This is a genomic window from Qipengyuania sp. HL-TH1, assembly GCF_036365825.1.
GTDB lineage: Bacteria > Pseudomonadota > Alphaproteobacteria > Sphingomonadales > Sphingomonadaceae > Qipengyuania > Qipengyuania profunda.
Genome location: NZ_CP142675.1, coordinates 178,266 through 204,076 on the forward strand (window position 1 = coordinate 178,266; position 25,811 = coordinate 204,076).

The 25,811-nt window shown below is 64.7% G+C and carries 16 protein-coding genes; 9 read left to right on the forward strand and 7 right to left on the reverse strand.

Translation table 11 applies throughout. The features are described from left to right. Positions 1-357: 357 nt before the first annotated feature. The 4 genes from VWN43_RS01520 to VWN43_RS01535 all read right to left on the reverse strand — a co-directional run bounded on the left by VWN43_RS01520 (position 358) and on the right by VWN43_RS01535 (position 7,594). Complete coding sequence (locus VWN43_RS01520; RefSeq protein WP_320180940.1) at positions 358-1,389, reverse strand: glycosyltransferase family 4 protein; 1,032 nt, start codon at positions 1,387-1,389, stop codon at positions 358-360. Continuing rightward, on the reverse strand, positions 1,386-2,372 hold the full coding sequence (locus tag VWN43_RS01525; protein WP_320180939.1) for a glycosyltransferase family 2 protein: 987 nt from the start codon (positions 2,370-2,372) through the stop codon (positions 1,386-1,388). Before VWN43_RS01525 ends, VWN43_RS01520 begins: the two co-directional genes overlap by 4 nt. A 508-nt stretch (positions 2,373-2,880) precedes the next feature. After that, complete coding sequence (locus VWN43_RS01530) at positions 2,881-4,542, reverse strand: response regulator (RefSeq protein ID WP_320180938.1); 1,662 nt, start codon at positions 4,540-4,542, stop codon at positions 2,881-2,883. Then, entirely contained in the window at positions 4,535-7,594 is a 3,060-nt protein-coding gene (locus VWN43_RS01535; protein ID WP_320180937.1) for an ATP-binding protein, read from the reverse strand. The genes VWN43_RS01530 and VWN43_RS01535 overlap by 8 nt, the downstream gene beginning before the upstream one ends. 355 nt (positions 7,595-7,949) lie before the next feature. Between VWN43_RS01535 and VWN43_RS01540 the strand changes: the two genes are divergently transcribed. Both VWN43_RS01540 and VWN43_RS01545 read left to right on the forward strand, forming a co-directional pair. Further along, complete coding sequence (locus VWN43_RS01540) at positions 7,950-9,263, forward strand: sugar MFS transporter (RefSeq protein WP_420493540.1); 1,314 nt, start codon at positions 7,950-7,952, stop codon at positions 9,261-9,263. 69 nt (positions 9,264-9,332) lie between these two features. Beyond that, positions 9,333-10,520, forward strand: a complete 1,188-nt coding sequence (locus VWN43_RS01545) for an MFS transporter (RefSeq protein ID WP_320180936.1) — start codon at positions 9,333-9,335, stop codon at positions 10,518-10,520. A 46-nt stretch (positions 10,521-10,566) separates the two neighbouring features. Here the strand turns inward: VWN43_RS01545 and VWN43_RS01550 are convergent, their stop codons facing one another. Next, positions 10,567-13,110: a glycoside hydrolase family 3 protein gene (locus tag VWN43_RS01550; RefSeq protein ID WP_320180935.1), complete on the reverse strand. Its 2,544-nt coding sequence runs from the start codon at positions 13,108-13,110 to the stop codon at positions 10,567-10,569. A 305-nt stretch (positions 13,111-13,415) separates the two neighbouring features. Between VWN43_RS01550 and VWN43_RS01555 the strand changes: the two genes are divergently transcribed. Together VWN43_RS01555 and VWN43_RS01560 are read left to right on the forward strand one after the other, a co-directional pair. Continuing rightward, positions 13,416-16,352, forward strand: coding sequence for a TonB-dependent receptor (locus VWN43_RS01555; protein ID WP_320180934.1), 2,937 nt, complete (start codon positions 13,416-13,418; stop codon positions 16,350-16,352). Positions 16,353-16,437: 85 nt separating this feature from the next. Next, positions 16,438-18,012: a tryptophan halogenase family protein gene (locus VWN43_RS01560; RefSeq protein ID WP_320180933.1), complete on the forward strand. Its 1,575-nt coding sequence runs from the start codon at positions 16,438-16,440 to the stop codon at positions 18,010-18,012. A 36-nt stretch (positions 18,013-18,048) separates the two neighbouring features. On the opposite strand, the gene VWN43_RS01565 is transcribed toward VWN43_RS01560, so the two are convergent. Further along, positions 18,049-19,071 (reverse strand): LacI family DNA-binding transcriptional regulator, encoded by a 1,023-nt coding sequence (locus tag VWN43_RS01565; protein WP_320180932.1) that lies wholly within the window; start codon positions 19,069-19,071, stop codon positions 18,049-18,051. A 224-nt stretch (positions 19,072-19,295) separates the two neighbouring features. Here VWN43_RS01565 and VWN43_RS01570 point away from each other — a divergent pair, with 224 nt between their 5' ends. The 5 genes from VWN43_RS01570 to VWN43_RS01590 are packed head-to-tail and all read left to right on the forward strand — an operon-like array spanning position 19,296 to position 24,965. Beyond that, entirely contained in the window at positions 19,296-20,393 is a 1,098-nt protein-coding gene (locus VWN43_RS01570; RefSeq protein ID WP_330767976.1) for an FAD-dependent oxidoreductase, read from the forward strand. A 45-nt stretch (positions 20,394-20,438) separates the two neighbouring features. After that, a complete protein-coding gene (locus tag VWN43_RS01575; RefSeq protein ID WP_320180930.1) occupies positions 20,439-22,577 on the forward strand; it encodes an FAD-dependent oxidoreductase in 2,139 nt (712 codons plus the stop codon). Positions 22,578-22,604: 27 nt separating this feature from the next. Continuing rightward, a complete protein-coding gene (locus VWN43_RS01580; protein ID WP_320180929.1) occupies positions 22,605-23,036 on the forward strand; it encodes a hypothetical protein in 432 nt (143 codons plus the stop codon). A gap of 20 nt (positions 23,037-23,056) precedes the next feature. Continuing rightward, complete coding sequence (locus tag VWN43_RS01585) at positions 23,057-24,340, forward strand: NupC/NupG family nucleoside CNT transporter (RefSeq protein WP_320180928.1); 1,284 nt, start codon at positions 23,057-23,059, stop codon at positions 24,338-24,340. 19 nt (positions 24,341-24,359) lie between these two features. After that, entirely contained in the window at positions 24,360-24,965 is a 606-nt protein-coding gene (locus VWN43_RS01590) for a CDP-alcohol phosphatidyltransferase family protein (protein ID WP_320180927.1), read from the forward strand. On the opposite strand, the gene VWN43_RS01595 is transcribed toward VWN43_RS01590, so the two are convergent. After that, positions 24,955-25,752: a DUF1499 domain-containing protein gene (locus tag VWN43_RS01595; protein WP_320180926.1), complete on the reverse strand. Its 798-nt coding sequence runs from the start codon at positions 25,750-25,752 to the stop codon at positions 24,955-24,957. The genes VWN43_RS01590 and VWN43_RS01595 overlap by 11 nt on opposite strands. Between the last annotated feature and the right edge of the window lie 59 nt (positions 25,753-25,811).

A 25,811-nucleotide genomic window follows, 5' to 3' on the forward strand; every position in this document is an offset into this window, starting at 1 on the left:
CCAAAGTCTAAAATGATTGCGAATCATAGGCTTAATGGCGGCGCCTCGGCGACTGATCGCATTCCGCACCTCAAGCTTTGCAAAATGCGAGAGGCATGCACCGCAGATTGCAAAACGCGCTTCGTGCCAACCGCCCGAAATTGCAGCCTGCCGGAGACACAGTCAGATTATCAGTTGATTGCCGCGATCGGCGCGGGGTTCCGGTTCCAGGCCACCCTTGTTCGATGAGCCCCGCGCCGATTCCAGCCGGGTGCGCGCCGCGCTTGGCCTTTTGCGTCGCCCCCAAAGGGAAACCGCCCCGCCCCCATCCGCATAGCGGAGGGAACGAGGCGGCCCTGCGGCACCTGGGGTCGCAATTCAGGCGCCGGCAGCCATGGCCGGTTGCACACCGGCTTTCTTTCGGAGGGGTTCGGCACGGCGTAAAACCGCCTGCCAACCCGTGATGATTTCATCGTGCTGCTGGATGACCCCGGCGCGTGCGGCCCGGCCCATCGTCGGCAAGTCCGCACCTTTCAGCCGGATGATCGCGCAGGCGATCTCGGCGGCATTGCGCATTGGTGCGGCAACCCCGCCGCCGCTGCGAACCTGTTCGGGCAGGCCGTCGATATCGGCGACCAGCACCGGGCGGCCCGCCATGCGGGCTTCGGTCGCGACCAGGCCGAAGGCTTCGTAGCGCGACGGAACGACCACCGCGGAACAGGCCGCAAGCCGAGCGTCGATCGCATTGGTGGCAGGCAGCAGCCGAACGTTGTCACGCTCACTGGCGAGTTCCACCAGCCGTTTCACTTCGGGGCCCGAACCGGCCAGCGTCAGCGTGACCTCGTCGGCACGGAAAGAGCCCATGGCTTCGATCAGTGCGGCGAAGTTCTTCTCCGGGGCCAGCCGCCCATAGGCGAGCAGGCGAAGCGGGCCGCCGCGCGGCTCGAGATCGGGGACCTTGTACAGATCGTCGCGGCCGCTCCACGGATGGATCGTGTGCAGCTTTCTAGAAGGAACGCCTGCCTCGGCAAGCCACCGGCGCTGCGCGCCCGACATGGCAATCACTTCATCGACCGGCCGTGCGGCAGTCTGCAGCAGCGTGCGGAACCGCCCCGGGGAGGACACCGCCTCCGCTTCGAAAGCGCGAGTGTGGGAATAATCGACTTGGACGATCCGGGCATGCGGGTTCTTGAGCCTGAGCGCCGCCAGATACGGCAGCCGGCCCCATGAGGGCGGCACATGGATGACAATAAGCTCGCTATCGAGCCGCACGGCGCCGGCCGGTCCGCGGCCCATGCGGATCGCCCGCGACTCGGCCTCGCGCGTCATGCGCGGGTCGTCGAACAGCGATAGCGCGCGGGTGACCACGCCTATGTCGACATCGTCAAGGAGATGGGTAATCCGGATCATGCCGTCGCCTTGAGATAGGGGCGCGCGAGGCGGCGGAAACGTTCGGGGCCGGTCAGCCGGGCCAGCTTGATGGCGCCCCAGGTCACCGTCGATTTGACCGGCTCCTCGAGAAATATCCGCGGGGCGAGGCTGGCGGCGCGGCTGATCAGATCGTTGGCCAGATCTGCATTGCCGAGCTGGACCGACCGGCGCGCAAGGTAGCGCAGCTGGTAAGCGCGGGCCGCGTCGCCGTGTTCCGCCACCAGTTCGGGCGCATTGTCACGCGCGATGTCGAGCATGCGCGACCAGCTAAGGTACTGCTTGACGACATTGGCGGAAAGCGCGCGGCCAATGATCCGGCAATCGGTCAGCAACCCTTCGATGCCTTCGAAGCTGACCTCATGCAGCGAGGCGAGGCGCACCCATAACTCGATATCTTCCGACTGGCGGAAGCTTTCGTCGAACCAGCAGGTCCGGGTCCGCTCCTGCGGGTGCGGAAATGCCGCGCGGTCGAGTGCTGTCCGGCGCAGAACCGGCGCGCTGCAATTGCCGATCGGATTGCGGCACAGAATGTCGCCAGCGGCGACATCGGTCAGCTTGGGCCGCATCGCGGCCGAGATGACCGCGCCGTGCTCGTCGATCATCCGCGAGCCGGCATAGCTCACCCCGATATGCGGGTTCGCCTGCAGGTGGTCGAAGTGCAGCTTCAGCTTGTCCTCGTGCCAGCGGTCATCGGGATCGAGCAGCGCGATATAGGGCGCCTGCGCTTCGGCGATCCCGGTATTGCGCGCGCCGGCGAGGCCGCGATTTTCCTGCGAAACGATGCGGATACGCGGATCGTCGAAGCTGCGCGCGAGATCCATCGATCCATCTTGGCCGCCATCGTCGACGACGATCAGTTCGAAGTCCTCGAAGGTCTGGTCGAGGACCGACTCAATGGCTTCTGCGATATAGGCCTCGACATTGTAGACGGGCATGACGACAGACATGCGGGGGGCGGTCATGGCTGGTCTCCTTGAAACTGGATCAGGCGACAATCGCGCCGCGGGTGCGGGCCCGGACGGCGCTGCTCGGCGGGTACCCGGCGAGCGTTTCGTGTATGCCGCGCAGCGGATGGCCGCGTGCCTTCGCTACGGCCCGGATTGCGCGCGGAGACGCCTTGGTGGGTCTGCGAGGCGGCGAGTGGGTGAAAGGGAGGGCGAAAAGAAGGGATGGGGGCCTCGGCGTATGGTTACCGAGAATTATTCAAGGTCCGTGCCAAACCTAAAAATCACGCAATTCCGCGGTTCTGGAACGTTGCTCAAGAACAGTTTCGCAATTTGCGAGGATGCAAATTGCATGAGTGACCGCTGCAAATTGCGAAACGCCACAATTAACAAGCGTCGTCGTCTTGCGGGCCAGAAAAACATCTTCAATTCAGATGGACGGAGCGTCTTTGCATGACGTTCGCCGCTACGGGGACAATCAATTCCACGGACCCTCCATGCCCGCGGTGACCGGCGGGCGCGGCGCCTACTGATCCCTCGCGATCAACGCTTCGTAGAGGTCGTCGACTGCCAGCAGGCAGGCGGCGACCGCTTCGCGGAAGGCTTCGATCGATGCCTCGCCTAGCGCGCGGGCCTCGCGGTAATGCGCCAGCTCTTCGACGATCCCGACCGCCCCGATATTGAGCGACACCCCGGTCAGCGCATGCGCCGCGCGGGACAGGTCTTCCTCGTCATCGGCCTCGACCGCGGTCAGCACTTCGCCCGCATATTTGGTGATGTCCTTCTTCGCGGCATCGCGCATCCGGTCGCGATAGGCGTCGGGCAGATCGGTGAAGGTCCGGCGGAAGAGGTCGTGATCGAACCGCGCCTGGTTCTGGCGAACGTCGCGGCCCGAGATCAGCGCGGTGCGGATGGCGGTTTCGAGCGCTTCCTTCTTGACCGGCTTGGCCATGCAGGCGGTCATCCCCGCCGACAGCAACCGTTCGCGTTCCGATTGCAGACTATGCGCGGTCACTCCGATGATCGGGGTGCGTGCGGCCGGCCCGCTGAGCCCGCGGATCGCCTGCGTGGCCTGCTCCCCATTCATGATCGGCATCATCACATCCATCAGGACGAGATCGAAACTCTGGCGCCTGATCGCCTCGACCGCGGCGGCGCCGTTTTCAACCGAGGTGACGAGGCAACCCAGATCGACGAGCATGCGCTCTGCGACATAGCGATTGCTCTCGGTATCTTCGGCCAGCAGGATGCGCGGCTGGTCGGGCAGCGTCGAGGCGGTTTCCGGTGTGGGCGTGCCGACCCCGCTGGCATAGGCGACCGGTTCCGCCTCGCCATCCGAGGCCGCTTCTTCGATCAGCCGGGATGCGAGTTCGCCGAGCTGCTCGGCCGCCTCGCGCGCGACCGACAGATCCTTCTCGCCGTCCATGCGGACCTTCGAGCGCAGCAGTTCTAGCCCGCCGCTCAACGCCGCAAGCGGCGTGCGAATGGCATGCGCCATTTCGGAAATGAACCGGTTGCGCGCGCTGAGCGCCTCTTCCACCCGATCCTTCGCACCGGCTAGCTCCAGCTGGAGGTGCGCAAGCTCGCGCACCCTTCGCTCGGCTCGCAATTGCAGCGCCCGCACACCGCGCTCGTTCTGGCGTTCTTCGGTGATGTCGCGCATCGTCGCCATCAGATGGCCGGGACGATCCTCGGTGCCGGTCTCGCGCGTGATCGACCATCTGAGCCAGCGGGTCTCCCCCGTGTCCTGCCGGACGATGCGATGTTCATAGGCATGCGCCACCCCTGGCTCGGCCTCGCTGAAGAACGCCAGCCCCACACGCATGATCCGGTCGCGATCGAGCGGATGGAGCGTCGCGGCGAGCTTCTCGATCGTGGGTTCCTCGCCATCGGCCAGGCCCAGGATCGGTCCGGCACTTTCGGACATTGTGAACCCGCGCTCGCGTTCGCCATACAGCGTGGCCATCCGGATGGTCGACAGGGCGCCGAGCAGGAGCGCGCTTTCGATCTCGAGCTTTCGCGCCAGTTCGCTCTGGCGCAGGCTGAGGTCCTGATTGGCGCGAAACAGCTCCTTCATCCGCTTTTCGAGCGCGGCTTCGGCACCCCTTAGCGCACGTTCGCTACGCTCCAGCCGCGTGGCAAGGATCTCGGCGCGGCGCTCGGCGGGGATGTCGTCCATCTTATCCATCGGCGACCTCGTCGAGGATGCGGGGGAGCATGTCGAGCAAATCCGCCTCACTGGCCACGATGTGCTTGCCGTCGCGTGCGCTCTCCGCCGCTTCGGCGAGCTGGATGCTCCATTCGGCACCGCTTTGGGCGATGAATTCCGCATCGTCGCTCACTACGATATTGACGGTAGCCCCGGCATCATCCGAAGCAGAGTCGATAACCGTGAACCCCTCCGCATGCGCGATGACTTCGACGCGCACAGCGAGCGAAGCGCGCGCCAGCCTGATCGCGATAGTGCCGCGGGCAGGGGCTTGTTCCTCCTCAGGCCCGGCGGTTTGCAGGGGCAACGTCAGCGTCATCCGCGTCCCGCCGCTTGCCGAACTTTCGGCCGCAACCGTGCCGCCCATCTGCTGCGCGAGATCGCGCGTGATCGACAGGCCCAGCCCGCTGCCCGAGAACCGCCCGAGCGTATCGGGCGCGCTGCCGGAGAATGGCTCGAAGATCGTCTTCATCCGCTCGGGATCGATCCCGCCCCCGGTATCCTCGACGCAGAATGTCCAAAGATCGGACCCGGGTTCGGGCGCGCTGAACGAGAGGGTCACCTTCCCTATCGGGGTGAACTTGATCGCATTGGAAACGAAATTGGCGAGCACCTGCTGGATACGCGCCGGCTGGCCGCAAGCCCGGCCCTCGGAACCCGCCAGCACATCGATGGCGAGGCCCTTGCGGCGGGCCAGCGGGCGAAACAGCTCGGCCACGCGCTCGACCAGCGCGGCGGGGTTGAACTCCTCGTCCCGTGAGACCGATTGTTCGCGCTCGGAGCGGGTCCGCTGGAGCGTCGCATCGAGCGTCTTGAGCAGCGCCTCGGACGAATCCTCCACCAGCGTCAGCGCGCGGCTGCGCTCGCTTTCCGACCGTTCGCGGCGGATCTGGTCGATCAGGCCGAGAATGCCCGAAATCGGCGTGCGGATTTCGTGCGAGATGACCGCGAGGATGTCGGTTTTGGATCGCGCTTCGGCGCGGGCCTCGTCGCGCGCACGCAACAGCGCCTCGGCGGCTTTCTTCTGCTCGGTAATATCCTGTGCGATCCCGTAGAAGCCAGCCAGCTCTTCGGTATTGTCGGCATCCTGGAACACCGCCGTCCCGCGCACGACGATCGGCAGACGGTCCCCCTCGGCACCGATCGCCAGCGTTTCGAAGGAAAATTCGGTTCGCGCTTCGATCGCCGCGGCGATTTCCGCCATGGTTTCTTCGCGCTTGCTCTCATCGATCAGCGCGGCAAGCTCCGCGAGTGGGATGGTTGGCGTCTCCACGCCCAGCTTTTCCCGCAGCCAGCCCGAAAGCGACAGTTCCATAGTGTGCGGATCGAGTGCGAAATGCCCCGCCTGTGCGCTCGACTGCGCCAGTTCGAGATAGAGCAGGTTTTCCTCTATCGCGCGCTGCGCGGTGTGCTTTTCGGTAATGTCATGGCCGATATACGCCGTCCCGAACGGCGCGCCGAGGTGATCCTCGAGCGAGATCAGGATTTCCTCGAGCCAGACTTCGCGCCCGTCGGCCAGCTTGCGCGCGATGATCCGCGGCTGCGGTCCGGGCCCGGCGGGATGGCCGGTCGGAGGCGCGGACTCGGCCGACAGGCCCCATTCGCTCGGCAGCTTGACCAGTTCCTTTTCGCCGAACAAATCGAGCGCGCCCTTGCTCGCCCGGATCAGCTGTCCCTGGTCGTCGAACAGCACCATCGCATAGCGTGCCGCCGCATTGACCAGCACGTCGAACGAATGCTGCTCGCGCGAGCGCGCCGTGGCCAGCCGGTCTTCCATCTTTTCGAAGGCATGCTCGAGCTGGCGGATCTCGTCCCTGGTCCCCGCATCCAGCGCCACGCCTTCGGTGGCCGAGACCCGGTCGATCCGCGTCGCAAGCCGGGCGATCCGCGAGGCGACGGTCCGGTGGAAGATCGCCGACAGCACGAGGCCGAGCGCAAGCGCCCCGGTCAACGCGATAAGGATGACCCGCTGCGCCAGCGACCATGCGCGCGCGCTCAGCGCCTGTTCGGGCAGCACGGTCAGCACGTACCAGTCGGGCGCCTGCAACTCGCGCGCCGAGACATAGGCATCGAGCGGCTGCGCGAAGACCGTCTGGTCGTCGATCCCCGCGTTTACATAATCCCAGATGGCGCGCAGCAGGGGCTCTTCCGAAGTCGCGAGGTCGACATTCGCCTCGAGCCGCCGACTGTCGTCCCCGGCCACGCCCGAGTGATGGATCAGCTTGCCGTCCCGACTGACGATGATGGTGAAGGCGTCCTCGGGCGGGGGCGTCAACCGCTTGGTGAACTGGTCCAGCGGGATGCTAATACCCCAGGCGCCGACATGCCGATCATCGACGCGGATGGGCAGCATGCACCCGGTGGTCCAATTGTCGCCCGTCTCGTCATACAGCGGGCGTTGCAGGCTGGTGCAGCGCAGCATCCCGGCGGGGTTCTCTGCCGGCGAGGTAATCCGGCTGAATTCAGCCTCCTGGAAATCGAAATCGGCCGGGGCTGTGCGATAGAAGGACAATTCGTCGGGCCGCTGCGGCGCGTAGATCAGCAGGTCGTTGGCGGGCGAGAAGAAATAGAGGCTTTCGACATCGCTCGGCAGGCCATTGCTCATCTGTCGCAGCGTGTCGAAGGCGGCGAGGATGGCCGCGCGGCGGTCATCGTCCGGTTGGGGCGGGGCGAGAAAGCCGCCGATGCCGCGCAGCTGGATCGCTCCTGCGGATGCGCGGCCTTCCCACAAATCGTCACGGCTATGGAAAGCCCCGTCTGTCGCAGGCGCGAAGATATCGCCGAGCGTAGTCGGGCTGCGCTGCTCCAGCTTGCGCGCCATGGTGGCGACCGCCTTTTCCTCGGTCTCGGCGATCAGCGAGATCTCGCGGCGGAGCGTATCGGCAGCGGCGGCATTGGCGATGTCGAGTTCGCGCAGTGCATTGGCGCGATCGTCGTCGATGCTGCCGACATAGATGCTCCAGGCCATGGCACCGATGACCAGCGCGACGATCGGCAGCGCGATGAACAAGCCTCTGAGCGAGAGCGACATCGCTCAGGTTCTCGCTTATTCTTCCACGCGGCACAACGCCGTTAAGAAACGGGCGCGGCTGCGGCGCTGAGTATCGCCGCCATTCGGGACGTTCGTCACGCGGCCCATCTATTCGGCCATCGTTCTTCGGACAGGCTCCGATACGCGAAGTGCACTTGCCTGCTTCGCGGGGTTTGTCTCAAACAGTTTTCAACCCTTGCTGCGCGGCGGCAGGCCCTTGCTCAAATCGCCTCGCCACCAACTCGGGCCTATTTTTTGTCAACGTTGACAGGAATGCGCTGCGCTCCTAATTTCTGCCCGCGCTAGCCTGCACCTTATAGTGGAAGCGGGCGGCGAATTGGGAGAACGATACGTGGTGACGGCAACGGGGGCCGCGGCGGAAGCCGCGAAGCATTATTCTTCAAGCGATCCCGTGGGTGACGAGGCAGAGGGCCATGTGCATGCGCCAAGCCTGCCGCCCTTCGTCTTCGCGCTGTTCTTCATCTTCGGCGGGATCACCAGCCTCAATGATGTGCTGATCCCCAAGCTGAAAGAGCTGTTCACGCTCAATTACACGCAGGCGATGCTGGTCCAGTTCTGCTTTTTCGCCGCCTATCTGGTGATCGGCATTCCAGGCGCGAAGCTGGTCAAGCGGATCGGCTATATGCGCGGCGCGGTGGCGGGCCTGCTGACGATGACACTGGGCTGCCTGCTGTTCATCCCCGCCAGCACCACTGCGACCTATCCATTGTTCCTGCTGGCGCTGTTCATTCTCGCCAGCGGGGTGGTGATCGTGCAGGTGGTGGCCAATCCACTGATCAGCCTGCTCGGCCCGCAGAAGACCGCGCACAGCCGCCTCACTTTCGCGCAGGCATTCAATTCCTTCGGCACCTTCCTCTTTCCGCTGGTCGGTGCGGGACTGATCCTCGGCACACTGGCCGATGTTTCCGCTGAAGATTTCGAGGGCGCCGCGCTGGCGGCCTATCGCACAGCGGAATCGGCGATGATCGTGAAAACCTATCTCGGCATCGCGATCGCGATCACCGTGGTGGCGGGCGCAGTGTGGCTGTTCCGCAACCGGCTGGAGGGCGAAAAGCACGAACCCTCGAGCGGGCTCGCGGGCTTCGACCTGCTCAAGCGGCCGCGGTTCGGCTTTGGCGCGCTGTCGATCTTCCTCTATGTCGGCGCCGAAGTGGCGATCGGCTCGATCGTCATCAATTACCTGATACTCGACGACGTGCTCGGCCAACCCGAAAACATCGTCGGCTGGATGGTCAGCCTGTACTGGGGCGGCGCGATGGTCGGGCGCTTCATCGGCTCCGCGCTGCTGCGCATGGTGAGCCCGGGCCTGATCCTGACCGCGGTGGCGATCGGCGCAATCACGCTGATCGCGATCTCGACCAACAGCAGCGGCACGCTGGCCGCCTACAGCCTGCTGGCGATCGGGTTGATGAATTCGATCATGTTCCCGACCATCTTCTCGCTCGCCTGCGAGCGGTTGGGCAGCCGCGCGGCTGACGGGTCGGGGATCATCAATGTGGCGATCTTCGGCGGCGCGGTGGTCCCGCTGGCCACGGGCGCGCTCGCCGACCTGACGGGCAGCCTTGCGCTGTCGCTGGTACTGCCCGCATCCTGCTATGCGGTGATCGCGGTGTTCGGCTTCTACGCACGGCGGCCCGCGACCGCTTAATTCGCGCAACGCCGGGCGCATTGCCTTCCGCCGGTGCGGGAGGCAGGTTGCCGCGAGATGGAGCGGCCCTTGCCAAGGATACGGACCAATCCCCTGCTGACTGCGGTCGCACTGGCGCATGCCGGCGGCGTAGTGGCCTATATGCCGCTGGTGACGCTGCTGCTTCCGCTCCAGGTCGAGGCGCTGGGCAAATCGGCGAAGATCGACCTGCTCACCGCTGCGGTACTGATCGGCGGCGTCGCTGCGAGCGTGGCCAATATCCTCTTCGGCTGGCTGAGCGATCGATCGGTCGAGGCGGGCGGCGGGCGGCGGCGGTGGGTCGTGATCGGCCTGTGCGCGCTGGCGCTTTCCTATCCGGCGCTGGCGCTGGCGCTAACACCGGCGCAATTGCTGATCGCCGTGGCGTTGGCACAGGCGGCAATCAATGCCGTGCTCGCCCCGCTGTTCGCGATCATCGCGGAGGAAGTTCCGAGCAGCCAGAAGGGCTTGGCGGGCGGGCTACTCTCGCTCGGCAATCCGGTCGCGGCGACCTTCGCGGTCATGCTGCTGGCGGTGGCGGGACTGTCCGATATGGCTCGGTTCGCGCTGGTTCCGGTGGCTGCGGTGGGGCTGCTGCTCCCGCTGCTGGCGCTGCGCACGCGCCGCTTCGACCCTATGCCGGAACCGGTGCAAAGCTGGGACCGGCGCGATCTCTTTATCGCCTCGGGCTCGCGCCTGCTGGTCCAGCTGGCCTGCGCCACGCTGGGACTATATCTGCTCTATTACTTCCAGACGCTCGTGACGGACGATCTCGATGTCGCCGCGGGGGTGGGGACGCTGCTGATGGTCTCCTACATCATCCCCCTGCCGGTAGCAGTGATCGCCGGGCGGTGGTCCGACCGTTCGGGTGTGCGCCGCCCGTTCCTGTTTGTCTCGGCAGCGGTCGGGGCGATGGGCCTGCTCGGGATGGCCGCGGCGGCAGATGCCTGGCAGGGAGCGATCGCCTTCTGCGTCTTCGCTGCGGGGACGGCAGTCTTCCTGAGCCTGCATGCGACCTTCGCGATGCAATTGCTGCCCAAACCCGATCGCCGGGGCCGCGATCTGGGGCTGGTCAATCTGGCCAACACGCTGCCCTCGATGATCGGAACGCTGATCGTGTGGCAGCTGGCCACTCCCGAGGACTTCACGCTTGTCATGCTCGCCTTTGCCGTGCTGACGTTTGCCGGGGCAGTGATGATCCTGGCGGTGCGTGAGCGCCCCGCAAGCCCGGCCGACTAGTCGCGTCGGTGCCCCGCGCAGCAAGGCGCGCACCTTGCCGCCGTCCTTACTCAGTCGGGCATTGTGCGATCACATCGGCTTCGGACAGGCTGCCGAGCGCGATCCGCGCGAGGCTGAACTGCGCCGCGTCGCTGGTCGTCAGACGGAACGGCGCGGTGATCCGCGTCATGTCCGCGCCCGCCGCCCGGAAGCATTTGAGCAGCACGCCTACCGTCTGCCACTGACCCACGGGCAGCGCACCGAATTCGGCAATCGGGACATCCGCCCCGCACGATGCTCCTTCGCAGAGGACCGACATGCGCAGCGGCGCGGCAAGCGGTGCGTCGAGCCGGACCGTCGTCAGCAGCAGCACATCGCCATTGGTCTCGCGCGACAGGTCGACCGCGTCATGCGTCCCGAGTTCGACCGCGGCTCCTGCCGGATGCGCATCGATGGCGAAGCTGCGCGCGCCTTCCTGCACGTCGTGGTCGGTGGCCGATATGCGCGCACGCCCCGACAGCGCGGTCGCGGGGACGGTCGTCACGCGAAGCGAATCGCTGCCATCGGCGCGCGCGACGGTGAGCGACCACGACGAAGCCGGTACGCCCTTGTCGAAGAAGACCCCGCCGCCGCTGCCATCGTCATCGACGCCATTGTCTTCCGCCAGCGTCGTCCATGCCCGCGCGCCTTCGGCATAGCGGAGGCCGTAGCCGAAGGGGAACAGCGTGGGCCCGCCGTGCTGCGCGGTCGCGGGCCAGGCGGTCGGCAGCCGTCCCTGGAATTCGAAAGCGGGTTCGCCGTCCACCCCGGCGAGCAGCATATCGGCAACCCCGGCGCCCTCCGAACCCGGAAGCCAGGCAACCACGAAGGCGTCGGCACTGTTCAGTGCTTCGTTCACATAGAGCGGGCGACCGGTGATCATCACCGCCACGGTTGGAATTCCTTCCGCCTTCAGCCTGCGCATGGTCTCGATCGGACGGCGCAGCTCGGGGCGCAGCTGGAGCGAGGCGATGTCGCCCTGGAATTCGGCATAGGGCGTTTCACCGAACACGACGATCGCGACATCGGGTCGCTGCTCGTACTCGCCATTGGGCGCCAGTTCGGCGCTGCCGCCGCTGGCCTCCACCGCCTGTTCGATCCCGCGCCACAGCGAAGTCGCGCCGGGGAACTGGCTGTTGTCCATGCCGGTTCCCTGCCAGCTCAGCGTCCAGCCGCCCGATTGGCGCGCGATATCGTCGGCCCCATCACCTGCAACAAGGATGTGCCCGTCCGGCTTGGCCGGCAGCACGCCGTTGTTCTTGAGCATCACCAATGATTTGCGCACCGCCTCGCGGGCCACCGCGCGGTGTTCGTCGGCACCGAGCAGCTCGTACTTTCCCGACAGCGCACGCGCGGAAGGCTTGCCCGCCTCGAACAGTCCGAGGCGCTGTTTGAGGCGGAGAACGCGGGCAACCGCGTCGTCGAGCCGCGCCATCGAGATCGTCCCGTCGCGCGCCTCGGCCAGCGTACTGTTGTAGAGGCTGCGCCAGCTGTCGGGCGCCATGAACATGTCGATTCCGGCATCGACTGCCTTGGGGCAACTGGCGTTGCTGCAGCCTGCCACCTGACCATGCGCATTCCAGTCGGTGACCACCAGGCCGCCGAAATTCATGCGCTCCTTGAGAACGTCGGTCACCAACCCGCGGTGCCCCGAAAGCTTGACGCCGTTCCAGCTCGAGAAGCTGGTCATCACGGTGGCAACCCCGTTTTCCATCGCCGGCAGATAGGGCGCGCCATGGATCAGCCGCAGCTCGATTTCGGAAATGGCGGCATCGCCCTGGTCCTTGCCGTCGGTGGTGGCGCCATCGGCAAGGAAGTGCTTGGTGCTGGCCGCGACGTGCGGGCCCGAAAGGATCGGCTTGGTCGATGGCGGTCCCTGCAGGCCGCGGATCATGCTGCCGACATAGGAGGCAACCAGCGCGGGGTCCGAGGAATAGCCTTCATAGGCGCGGCCCCAGCGGTAATCCTGCGGCACCGCGACGGTCGGGGCAAAGGTCCATTCCTGCCCGGTGACGCGGATCTCGACCGCAGTAACCTGCCCGATCCGCTCGATCAGATCGGGATCGCGCGCCGCGCCGAGCCCGACATTGTGCGGGAAGATCGTCGCGCCGACGATATTGCTATGGCCGTGCACTGCATCGGTGCCCCAGACGATCGGGATCGCGGGTTCGCCCGGTGCGGTATCCATCGAAGCGGCGTAGAAGGCGTCCGCCAACGCCAGCCATTCTTCCGCCGGGGCAAGGTCATCGCCTCCGGGCCCCGAATTGCCGCCGTTGAGCACCGATCCGAGCCGGTATTCGCGAACCTCTTCAGGAGTCACGCTGGCGATATCGGCCTGAATGATCTGACCGACCTTCTGCTCCAGCGTCATCTGCGCGAGCAGCGCCTGAACATGCGCTTCGCCTTCTTCGGTCAGCACCGTGGGAAAGGCGACTTCGGGCCATTGCTCCGGGTGGACGATGGCTTCCGATGCAGGAGCCGTTATCGATTCGTCGATCGCCGCTTGGGCCGACAGTGCCGACACTGCGAACGCCGCCGTGGCGGCGCCAGAAAAGATTGTTTTCGAAAGCATAAACCCCGTCCCATCATCCGGCTCTGGCCGGTACACTCGAGGCCGGGTCGCCTCTGACAACCTTGACAGAAAAGTCACACAAACGCCCGGCTTCAGTCCAAATGTGAGGCGATGTTTGACAACGTTGACAGAAATATGCAACCAGTAAGTCGCGAACGGAAAGCTGCCCCGCGAGTCGTGGGTCAAGCTGCCGATACGTACGAAAGTCCGCACGCAAAGATGCGGCTTGGGAGGGATAGAGAGAGATGAACAGCGGGATTTTGCGCAACCGTGCGGCCTTGATGGCTGCCGCGTCGATATTTGCAATGGGAGCAACCGCAGCGCCAGCCTTGGCGCAGGATGTGACCGACACCGGGCCCGAGGCCGCCGACGAGACGGACAACGTCATCATCGTCACCGGCTTTCGCGCATCGCTCGAAAACGCGCTGAATGCCAAGCGCGATTCGAACCTCATCATCGAATCGGTCACTGCGGAAGACATCGGCAAATTCCCCGACCAGAATGTCGCGGAATCGCTCCAGCGCCTGCCGGGTATCCAGATCGACCGTGAAAACGGGCAGGGTTCGAAAGTCCGCATCCGCGGCCTCGACCAGAACGTCACGCTGCTGAACGGCGAGCTCTTCGTCAGCGGCCTCGAGGTCTACAAGGTCGGCGAAGGCAATTATAACCGCAATGACAGTCTCGAAGGCGTGCCTTCGGAGCTGATCGGCGGGATCGAGGTCTTCAAGTCGCCCAATGCATCGCTGCTCGAAGGCGGGCTTGGCGGGATCGTCAACCTCAAGACGCGCAATCCGCTCGACCTCAAGCAAGGCTTCACGCTGGCGGGCAACGTCAAGGGCAGCAAGGGCAGCGAGATTTCGGGTTGGGAGCCGGCGGGCGCTGCAGTCCTCGGTTACAATTTCAACGATCGCCTCGGGGTCATTGCCACCTTCAGCTACGAAAAGACGAACAATCACGTCAACGTTCTGGGCGGCGACAATCGCGGCAACTGGGCCTTCGACGAAGGACGCCGCGACACCGCGACCGTGCCGACCAATTATTATGCGCCCGAATATCGCTACGTCACCGACCGCGACCAGTATCGCCGCCGGTGGGGTGCCTCGATCGGCATCAATTACCGCGCGACCGACGAGCTCGAGGTCAGCGCGCAATATTTCCACTCGGACCTGAAGATCGACACGCGCGAGGCCTCGGTCAAATTCCCCTTCGGACAGGGCGAATCGCAGGGTCTCGTCGGAGACTATTCGATCGATGGCAACGGCGTGCTGACCGAAGGTACGGTACGCGCGCAATCGGCCGAGGCAATTTCCTTTGTCGATGTGTCGAACATCAAGTCGGACAATGTGCAATTCGGCCTCGACTGGGACAACGATACCAATTTCCGCGTCTCGATGATGGCGAATTACTCCTCGTCGAGCATGAAGCGTGAGGTCGCCAATAACGACGTGCGCTATACCGCCTATGGCGTGCGCGGGCCGGGCACTTCGGGACCGCAGCCTGGATTCACACCCAATTCGGCTGCGCCGCCGACTTTCGACTTCACCTATCGCAATGGCGAGTTTCCCAGTTTCGGCATCGCGCCGGGGAGCCCGCAGGATTTGTTCAACAATCCCGATTTCGGCTTCTTCAAGTCGCATTGGGCGTTTGGCGACCGCTCCGACATCGAAGGTCACTCGCTTCGCGCGGACTTCGCCTATGATGTCGACAACGACTATACCAATACCGTCACGATCAGCGCCGGGTTCCGCTATGGCCAGCGCACGGTGGACTTCGCATCGGGGCGCTATCTCGCCGATCTGAGCGGCAAGGGCGAACTCGACGCCACCGCGATCCCCGAATCCGAACGGGTCGACGGCTTTTCCTACAACTGGACGCCCTATAGCTATTTCCAGGACGGGGCGATCGGCTTCAAGATCTGCGATCTGCCCGAGGTCAACAAGCCTGCGGCGTTTGCCGGATGCAGCCGCTTCGGGGATTCGCCCGCAGTGTTCAAGCCCTATGAAACCTTCCTGAGCAATCCCGAACGCGTCGAGGCGATCACGAATTTCGCCGGTGGTGGCAGGATCGAAGGCGATACGGTGCTCGTCGCCGATCGGTCGCGGATGACCAATGCGCTCGAATGGATCCAGGCGCTCTATCCCGACACGCCGTTCAGCTTCTTCGAAGACCCGCTGCAGACCTATCGGGTGAAGGAAGAAACCAAGTCGGGTTACATCATGGCCGATCTGGGCGGGGTCGACGATCCGTACCACGTCAATGTGGGCCTGCGCATCGTCAACACCGACCTGACCATCGACCAGAATCAGCCGGCCAATGCCGATCCGAGCTATTGGGGCACCGATAGCTGGAACGGCGTGCTGCGCGATTTCACCACCAATACGGTGATGCGCAGCTACACCGACTTCCTGCCGAGCGCGAACGCGGTGTTCGACGTGAGCGAGAACAGCAAGGTTCGCTTCTCCGCAGCACGCGTGGTCGCCCGCCAACCGCTGGTTTCGCTGGGTCAGGGCTTCTCGACCGACTTTACCCGCGATCCCGCCGACGATCTGTTCAAGTTCACCAATGGTGCGCGCGGCAATGCCGAACTCGATCCGTTCCGGGCGTATCAGTTCGACCTCGGCTTCGAGCACTATTTCGGTAGCCAGGGACTGCTCTCGGCTGGCCTGTTCTGGAAGGAGGTCGACAGCTTCATCGTCAACGAAACGGTTGCCGTTTTCGTCAACGATCAGGCCGGCGGACGGCTCGGACCGGTGTCGCAGCCGGCCAATGGCTCGGGCGGCCGCGTGAAGGGTTTCGAACTGGCGGCGCAATATGCCTTCGACTTCGGCCTGGGCTTCACCGCAAACTACACCTTCTCGGACACCGAAACCGATTTCAGCACCGATTTCACCGACAACCTCCCGCTGCCGGGCGTGTCGAAGCATTCGGCGAACGGGCAGGTCTATTTCGAACGCTACGGGTTCGCCGCGCGCGCATCCTATAGCTGGCGTTCGAAGCAGTACCTGGGCAATTTCGGTTTCGCCGACGGGTCGGTTACGCGGACGCTGGGGATCTACCAGAAATCCTTCGGCCAGCTCGATGGGCAGATCAGCTACCAGCTGACCGACAATTTCGAGGTCTTTGCCGAGGCGATCAATATCACCAAGGCGGATACCAGCGTGTACCTGCAATTTCCCGAATTGCCCTTCCGCTTCGAATCCGGTTCAAGGCGGATATATGGCGGGGTGAAATTCAACTTCTGATTTCGGTCCCTCCCGGAACTGATGGCGGCCCCGATTGGTACGGGCCGCCATCGATTTTCCGACGACGCATGTGGGAGACCGGGTGATGAATCACACGCATACGGGCGAGGCCTCGCCGCAGGCCCTGCAATCGATCTGCATCGTCGGCGGCGGCACCGCGGGCTGGTCCGCCGCCGCGCTGCTATCGCGTGTACTGCAGGGCAGCGGCTGCCGCATCACGCTGGTCGAATCGTCCGATATCCCGACCGTGGGGGTGGGCGAGGCGACGATCCCGCCGATCTTCGATTTCCTGCGCAATATCGGCGCCGACGAGGTTGCCTTCATCCGGCGCTGTCAGGCGACTTTCAAGCTGGGTATCCAGTTTCGCGACTGGCTGCACCGCGGGCACAGCTACTGGCATCCGTTTGGCAATCTGGGTGTCACCATCAACCAGCGGCCATTCCATCACTACTACTGGAAGAACCTCGCCGAGGGGCATGACGAGGGACTGGCCGATTTGTGTCCATCGGTCGCGCTGGCGGAAGACAACAAGTTCGCCTTCCCTTCGCCCGACGGCAACTGGCCGGGCGGTGCGGTGGCCTATGCGCTGCATTTCGATGCCGGTCTGGTGGCCGCCTTCCTGCGCGAACATGCCGAGGCGGCGGGAGTCGAGCGGCTCGACCGCCGCATCCTGCGCGCCGAACGCGGCGAGGGCGAGCACATTGCCGCGGTCCATTTCGACAATGGGGAATCGCTCTCGGCCGATTTCTACATCGATTGTTCGGGCTTTCGCGGGCTGCTGATCGAAGAGGCGCTGGAGGCGGGCTTCGATGACTGGCGCCGCTGGCTACCCTGCGACCGCGCGGTCGCAGCACCGACCGCTGCGCAATCGGTTCGCGCGCCCTATACGGTGGCCACCGCGCGATCGGCGGGGTGGCAATGGCGTATTCCGCTCCATCACCGGACGGGCAACGGCCTCGTCTATTGCAGCGACTTCATCAGGGATGACGACGCGGCCGAAGAACTGCGCGAGGGTCTGGGCGGTCCGCCGATTGCCAATCCGCGCGTGCTGCGTTTTACCCCGGGGCTGCGCAAACGCGTGTGGATCGGCAATTGCCTCGCGCTCGGCCTGTCGGCGGGGTTTCTCGAACCGCTCGAATCGACCAGCATCCATCTCATCCACACCGGGCTCAATCGCCTGCTCGACCTGTTTCCCGACCGCAGCTTCGACCCGGTGCTGATCGACAGCTACAATCGCGACGTCGAACGCGAATATGCGCATATTCGCGATTTCCTGCTGCTGCATTATTGTCCCAACCAGCGCGAGGGCGAGCCCTTCTGGGACCATGTCCGCAATATCGAACTGCCCGATACGCTGGTAGAGAAGATGGCGCTGTTCGAGCGCACCGGGCGGATCATGTCGAAGCACCGCGAACTCTTCTCCGATATCAGCTGGTTCTATGTCGCCGCCGGTATGGGCTTGCGCCCGGCGGCGATCGACCCGCTAGTCGATGTCGCGCCGTTCGAGGAGGTGCGAAAGGTGATCGTGCAATTGCGCGACGCGATGGGCGCCTTTCGCGCAGCGGCGCCGACGCATGATGCGATCCTCGACCGACTGCTCGATCCGAAGGAGACGCGGCGCCCCAATTTCGGTGCCGGAGCAGGCTGGGCCAACCGTTAGAGGCTGACGGGCCTACAACGGGCACTGTGATCGCGTCTAAGCCGGCGGAGGACCGACGGTCAGCCGTTCGATCAGCCGGTGGGTATGGATGACGGTGGGCCCCGGGTCCTCGCCCGCCAGTTGGCGCAGCAGCATGTCCGCAGCGGTATGCGCCATTTCGACGACCGGCTGCCGCACTGTCGTTAGCCGCGGCCAGACGACGCGGGCAATCTCGGAATCATCGAAGCCAACCACGCTGAGATCGGCGGGGACATCGAACCCCAGCTCGCGCGCGGCCGACATCGCGCCGACCGCCATGTCGTCATTCTCGGCGAGAATGGCGGTCGGGCGCAGCTTGCGCGAGAGGATCCGCTTGGTCGCTTCATAACCCGACTCAAAACTCCAATCGCCCGTTTCGATGAGCTCGGGCAGGTAGTCCACGCCCGCTGCATCGAAGGCCGCACGATAGGCGATCAGCCGCTGCGCGCTTACCGGGTGGTCGGGATCGCCCTTGATGATCGCGATCCGGCGATGGCCGTAGCCAAGCACATGATCCGCAATCTCGCGGGCCGCGGCGATATCGTTCATCGTCGTCGCGAGCCCCACGCCTTCGTGCGACTGCGGGGTGATCCGGGCGAACGGAATGCGCGCCTGCGTGAGCCCGTCGAGAACCTCGGCGTGGTCGGACGCGGGCGGCGCGAGGATGACGCCGTCCAGCGCGGCGGAGCGGATGGTGCGGACAACGTCCTGCGGATGGTCGGCGACGGATTCGACCGGCAGCACGATCAGCCGATACCGCTCCCCATGCAACCGCTCGAGCGCGCCGCGCTGCAATTCGACGACATAGCTGGGGCTCGGCTTTTCATAGACGAGTCCAATGAGATAGGATTGCTGGCGCACCAGGCCCTGCGCCATCACATTGGGGTGGTAGTTGAGTTCCTTGGCCGCGCGCAGCACCTTCTTGCGCAGCGCGGGCGTGATATGCGGTTCGTCGTTGAAAACGCGCGACACGCTTTTCGGCGACACTTCCGCCAATTTGGCGACATCGACGATCGTCGATCGCTTTGCTCCGCGGGCCATCGGCAATTCCGTGGCCCGATTGTCTTGCGTTGTCAACGGCGGGCTCCGGCGGTGTCTTGTAGTCAAACCGCAGGAAACCACTTCTTCCGGTCGGTGACGCGCCTCCGCCGCGCACAGATCCCGATGGGCCGCCGGGAGTTTCGCTCGCCGGTTCCCAATCCGATTGACTTCTATAGCCGTGAGCCACACCCACCGAGAGGATGCGGACGGCCGGACCCAAACTCATGCTCATCGGTGGCGGGCATGCGCATCTCGGGGTGTTGGCCGATTGGGTGCGCCGCGGCGGTCCCGAGGCACGCACAACATTGATTTCGCCACATCGCTACACGCGGTATTCGGGTATGGTCCCGGGAACGGTTGCGGGCGAATATGATGATGAACATGGACGCATCGATCTCGTGGCGCTTACCAGGCGGGCGGGGGTCGAACTGATCCTCGACCGCTGCGCCGCGATCGATCCGGAGCAGCGGACGATCGCCACGGGCAATGGCCGATCGGTCGGTTTCGACATCTGTTCGATCGATGTCGGCGGCGTGGGGCGAGCCAAGACTGTTCTCGGCATGGATCCACGGATCGTCGACGTCCGGCCGATCGGCAGCTTCCTTGCGCGGTTGACCGAGTGGCAGAGCATTACGCGCGATATACCCAGGCACATAGTGGTGGCTGGCGGCGGTGCGGGCGGGGTGGAACTGGCCTTCGCCCTGCGCCGGCGTTTCGCCGGTGGGAACGCGCGTATCACGCTGGTAGCCGGGCGGGCTGGCCTGCTTGATAATCTCGGACGCCGGACCACCGTGCTGGCGCGGCGTGAGCTGGCGCGACAGGATATCCTTTCGATCGAAGAGGATGCGCGGATCGAGGCCGGCGCGCTCACCGCCGGGGGGCGCAGCATTGAGCCGGTCGACCTCATCGTCGCCTCGCTGGGCGCGGCGGCCCCGCGATGGCCGAAAGAGAACGGGCTCGCAGTCGACAACGACGGATACATCGCGGTCGACCGCTACCAGCGCTCGCTGTCGCATCCGCATATCCTTGCGGCGGGCGATGTCGCGGCGAGACAGGACCGCCGGGTGCCGCGTTCGGGCGTCCATGCCGTCCATACGGGCCCGGTCCTCGCTGCCAATTTGCGCTGCCTCGTCGCCGGTAAGGGGGGACTGCGCAGCTACCGCCCCCGGCCCGCCAGCCTCTATCTTCTCTCGACCGGATCGGGAAAAGCGATCGCAAGCTATGGCCCGTTTGCTGTGCAGGGGCGCTGGGCAGCCGCGTTGAAGCGCTGGATCGACCGGCGCTGGGTGACATCTTTCGCCAAATCGACCGATCCGGTGTAACCCGCTCGCCCACGGCGACGAACAGGCGAGCGACAGAAAGAACTCATGAAAAAGATTCTCATCATTCTGGCCCTTGCTGTGCTGGTCGCGGCCTACTTCTTCTTCGGGCTAGGCGACTATCTTACCGTCGACGGCATCAAGCAGGTCGCAGGCGAGGTCGGCGGCTATTACGAGCGCAATCCGCTACAGGTCATTGCGCTGTTCTTCCTGACCTATGTCGCAGTGACCGCGGCATCCTTGCCCGGTGCAGCGGTGATGACGCTGGCGGCAGGCGCGCTGTTCGGGGTCGTGGTCGGCACTATCGTGGTCTCCTTCGCCTCGACATTGGGCGCCGTGCTGGCCTTTCTCGCTTCGCGCTATGTGCTGCGCGATACGATCGAACAGCGTTTCGGCGCGCGGCTCAAGACGGTGAACCAGGGGCTCGAACGCGACGGCGCATTCTATCTCTTCACCATCCGCATGATCCCGCTGTTTCCGTTCTTCGTCGTCAACCTGGTCATGGGGCTGACGCGGATCAGGGCTCGCACATACGCTTGGGTTAGCCAGGTAGGCATGCTGCTGGGCACGATCGTTTATGTGAATGCGGGCACGCAGCTGGCGCAAATCGACAGTCTGGCAGGCATCGCTTCGCCCGCCGTGCTGGCCTCCTTCGCCCTGCTCGGTATCGCCCCCTGGATTGCCAAGGCGATCATCGGCTGGATCAAGCGCCGCAAGGTCTATGCCGGCTTTGCCAGGCCGAAGAGCTTCGATCGCAATCTGGTGGTGATCGGCGCCGGGTCGGCCGGCCTTGTGTCCTCGTTGATCGCCGCGACGGTCAAGGCGAAGGTGACGCTGGTCGAAGCGAACAGGATGGGGGGCGACTGTCTCAACACCGGCTGCGTGCCTTCGAAAGCGCTGATCAAGAGTGCCAAGGTCGCCGAACAGATGCGCCATGCGGATCGGTACGGCCTCGAGCCATCCGAACCCGAGATTCCTTTCCGGCAAACCATCGCCAGGGTGATGGGGGCGATAAAGACCATCGAGCCGCATGACAGCGTCGAACGCTATACCGGCCTCGGGGTCGATGTGGTCGAAGGCTACGCCAAGGTCGTGGATCCGTGGACGGTCGAGATTGCACGCAAGGACGGGACGACGCAGCGCCTGACCACGCGCGCCATCGTGATCGCCGCGGGCGCCGAACCCTTCGTCCCCCAGATCGCGGGGCTGGAGGGAAGCGGGTATCTGACCAGCGACACCATGTGGGATGCCTTCGCGCAGATGGACCGCGTGCCTGCCCGCATCGCAGTGCTGGGCGGTGGACCGATCGGCTGCGAGCTGTCGCAGGCACTGGCCCGGCTCGGCTCAAGCGTGACGCAGGTCGAAATGGCGGACCGGGTACTGGGCCGCGAAGATCCCGAGGTGTCTGCCACCGCGAAGATTTCGCTGGAGGCGTCGGGTGTGTCAGTGTTGACCGATCACCGTGCGATCAGGGTCGCGGACGGGACCCTTTTTGCCGATTGCCATGGCGCGCAAGTCGGTATCGATTTCGACTGCCTGATCGTTGCCGTCGGGCGCGCCGCCCGGCTTACCGGCTACGGTCTTGAAGACATTGGCATCGACACGGCCAAGACGGTGGTCACGGACGAATTCCTGGCAACCAAGTTTCCCAATATCTACGCCGCTGGCGATGTGGCGGGTCCGTTCCAGTTCACGCATACGGCCAGCCACCAGGCTTGGTTTGCCAGCGTCAACGCGCTGTTCGGTCAGTTCAAGCGGTTCAAGGCGGACTACCGCGTCATCCCCGCGGTCACCTTCCTCGATCCGGAGATCGCGCGGGTCGGCATCAACGAGGTCGAGGCGGAAGAGCAGGGCATCGCTTACGAAGTCACCCGCTACGATCTCGACGATCTCGACCGCGCCATTGCCGAAAGCGAGACGCGCGGTTTCGTCAAAGTGCTGACCCCGCCCGGCAAGGACACCATCCTCGGTGCGACTATCGTCGGCGCGCATGCGGGCGAATTGCTGGCCGAATATGTGCTCGCAATGAAGCACGGACTGGGGCTCAACAAGATCCTCGGCACGATCCATTCCTATCCGACCATGGCGGAGGCGAACAAATTCGCCGCGGGCGAATGGAAGAAGGCGCACAAGCCCGAGGCGCTGCTCGCGCTGGTCGAGAAATATCACAATTGGCGCCGCGGTTAAGCGCGTCCAAGCGGACTGGAGAATACCATGCTCGGCAAGATATCCCTGCTCATCATGCGTGTCGGAACCGGCATGCTGCTGGTCCTGTGGGGCAGCGTCAGGCTGTTTGATGACGGCATGGGCACCAAGCTTGCAGAGAAGTATTACGGCGGGGTCGGCGCGGCGAGCAATATCCAGCTCGCCTTCGCCAGCGCCGAGGTGGTGATCGGCGCACTGGTCGTCCTCGGCCTGTTCCGGCGCGTGTCGCTGGTCGGCGCTGCCATCATCCTCGTTGGCGGCGCCTTGCCGATCTGGCGCCACTTTCTCGATCCCTTCGGACGGTATTTGTTCGCCAGCCCCGAGGAAGCAAACCTGCTGTTCTTCCCGTCGATCACCGTGGCGGGCGCCGCGCTTGCGCTGATCGCGTTTCGCGAACATGACACGCTGGCGCTCGACAACCTGGTCAAGCGGAAGGGCTGAACGGCCAGCGAGGGGCGGCAGTGGAGATTTTCGACCAGTTTCGCGGCCTGATCGGCATCGCCTTGCTGATCCTGCTTGCCTGGGGCCTGTCCGAAGACCGCAGGGGCCGCCCGTCATGGGGGTGGATCGCAGGCGCGGTTGCCTTGCAGGCGTTCCTCGCGCTGCTGATCGTGCGTGTGCCGATCGTCTGGGATGCGGTCACGCTCGCCAATGAGGTCGTGGCTGCGATCGAGCGCGCGACGCTCGACGGCTCGTCCTACATGTTCGGTTATCTCGGCGGTGCCCCGCTGCCTTTCGCGCTCAAGGAAGGCGTGGCCGCCCCGGTGGTGATCGCCTTCCAGATCCTGCCGCTGGTGATCGTCTTCTCCGCGCTTGCCGCCTTGCTGTGGCACTGGGGCGTATTGCGCTGGCTGGTGAATGGCCTGTCCTTCCTCCTGCGCCGAACGCTCCGGGTCAGCGGCGTCGTCGGTCTGTCGGGCGGTGCGAACATGTTTCTCGGCGTGGTCGAGAGCCCGCTGGTGGTGCGCGCCTATTTCGCCCGGATGAGCCGCGCGGACCTGTTCCAGGTAATGGTGCTTGCGATGGCGACGATCAGCGGGGCGATCCTGATCCTTTATGCCACCACGCTCTCGCGGACCGTGCCCGATGCGGTGGGGCATATGATCTCGGCCTCGCTCATCTCGCTTCCAGCAGCACTGCTGATCGCGAAGCTGATGGTGCCGGGTGAGGCTGCGGTCGACGGTGAGAACGAGGGGGAGGCCGCGCTCAAGGTGCCCGGGTTGCGCTACGAATCGAGCATCGATGCGATCATCAAGGGGACGATGGACGGGATGCAGCTGTTCCTCGCGGTGATCGCAGTGATCATCGTGGTTTTTGCGCTGGTTTCACTGGCCGACCAAGTGCTCGCGCTCTTGCCGTTGGTCGACGGCGATCCGCTGACGCTCAAGCGCGGGTTCGGCTGGCTGTTCGCCCCGCTGATGTGGCTGATCGGTGTGCCGTGGGGCGAGGCACAGGCCGCAGGCAGCCTGATGGGCACCAAGGCGATCCTCAACGAATATGTCGCTTATCTCGAACTCGCCGCTTTGCCGGGCGGCACCTTCGCTCCGCGCAGCCTGCTCATCGTGACCTATGCGCTGTGCGGCGTCGCCAATCTCGCGAGCATCGGGTTGCTGGTTTCGACGATCGGCACGTTATGCCCCGAGCGGCGCGGTGAAGTGGCGGGACTGGGCGTCCGCAGCTGGATCGCGGGGAATATGGCGACGGCCATGACCGGTGCCTGGATCGGGCTGATCACCTGGGCATGAGCTGGAAGGAGGCCGACCGATGTTCGACGCGAGGCTGCGCCCGCTGATCGACCCGCCGCTGAATCGCATCGGACGTGCGCTGGCAGCGGGCGGCGTGACGGCAAACATGCTGACCTTCCTCGGTCTCGTGCTCGGGCTGGCGGGCGCTGGCGCGATTGCCCTTGGCCAGCTTGCAATCGGGCTGGCGTTGATCATCGCCAACCGGCTGCTCGATGGGCTCGACGGCGCCGTCGCGCGCGCCAACGGTCCCACCGCGCTGGGCGGCTATTTCGATATCGTCGCGGATTTCGCCTTCTACGTGTCGATCCCGCTGGCCTTTGGGTTCCTCGATCCCGCCAACACGCAAGCAGCCTTGGTGCTGGTCGCTGCGTTCGTGCTGACCGGGGTCAGCTTCCTGGCCTTCGCGGTTGTCGCGGCTGAGCGCGGCGAAGAAACCCGCGCGCATGGCCGCAAGAGCTTCTTCTATTCCACCGGACTTGCCGAAGGCGCGGAAACGATCGCGGTGTTCATCGCCTTTGCGCTGTTCCCGGCATGGTTCGTGCCGATTGCCTATGGCTATGCCGCACTATGCGTGCTGACCGTGTTCCAGCGTAGCGCGCTGGCAGTGACGCAATTCAGGGATTGAGGCGTGCGGCGACCGCGTCGCGCAATTTCGCGATCCGCGCCGCATTGGCACCCAGGTCGCTCATCCCGACGCGCGAGACCGAACGGAAATCGATCTCGCCATCGGCAACGCGGGCCACCATGTCGTCCTTGAAGCCGAACCAGAAAGTCTCCGCGACGCCTTCGACGTGCCCGGCTGCAGCATCGGCCGTGACATCCACGAAGCCCAGTTCCTCCATTGCCTCCGCCACGGCCGCGACAGCTGCCGCGCGGTCGGCCGTGCCAATGGGGAGCGATACGAGATCGGGATAGGCTTGCGTGATGACCTGCGCATGCGACTGGTTCGCGAGCGGCGCTTCGGTTTGGGCCCACATATCCAGTTCGCCGAGCGGGGTGGTGTAGTCGTTGAGCGGATTGGCATCGCTCGCATTGCGGCGATCGACTGCCGCTTGCGAGAAGGTCGGAGGATTGGCGACATCGGTGGCGATGTCGTGGATCGGCGGAATATCCGCGGCCTGGCCGCGAACATAGCCCAGCGCAGCAAAAATCCCGAGCGGCACAAGCAGCGCGATCAACGCAAGCAGCCAGCCCCGGCGCGGTTTGCGCAGCAGCGTGGCGACTAGCGCCACCAACGCCACCAATGCGACGATGCCGAGCAGGATGGGCCCCGCCTTGATCGTCATCGTCAGCAGCCCCGTCTGCCAGCTCCACAGCCCGAACTTGGTGCCCAGCGCGGCGACCGCGAAATAGACCGGCAGCAGAAGCGCTAGGACAAGGGCGAGGCGGCTGTACCAGGGCGATCGTGTCATTGCAGGGTTCCTAACGCGGCGAAGCGATTTTGCCTACGCGGGAATCGCGGGTGCCCGGA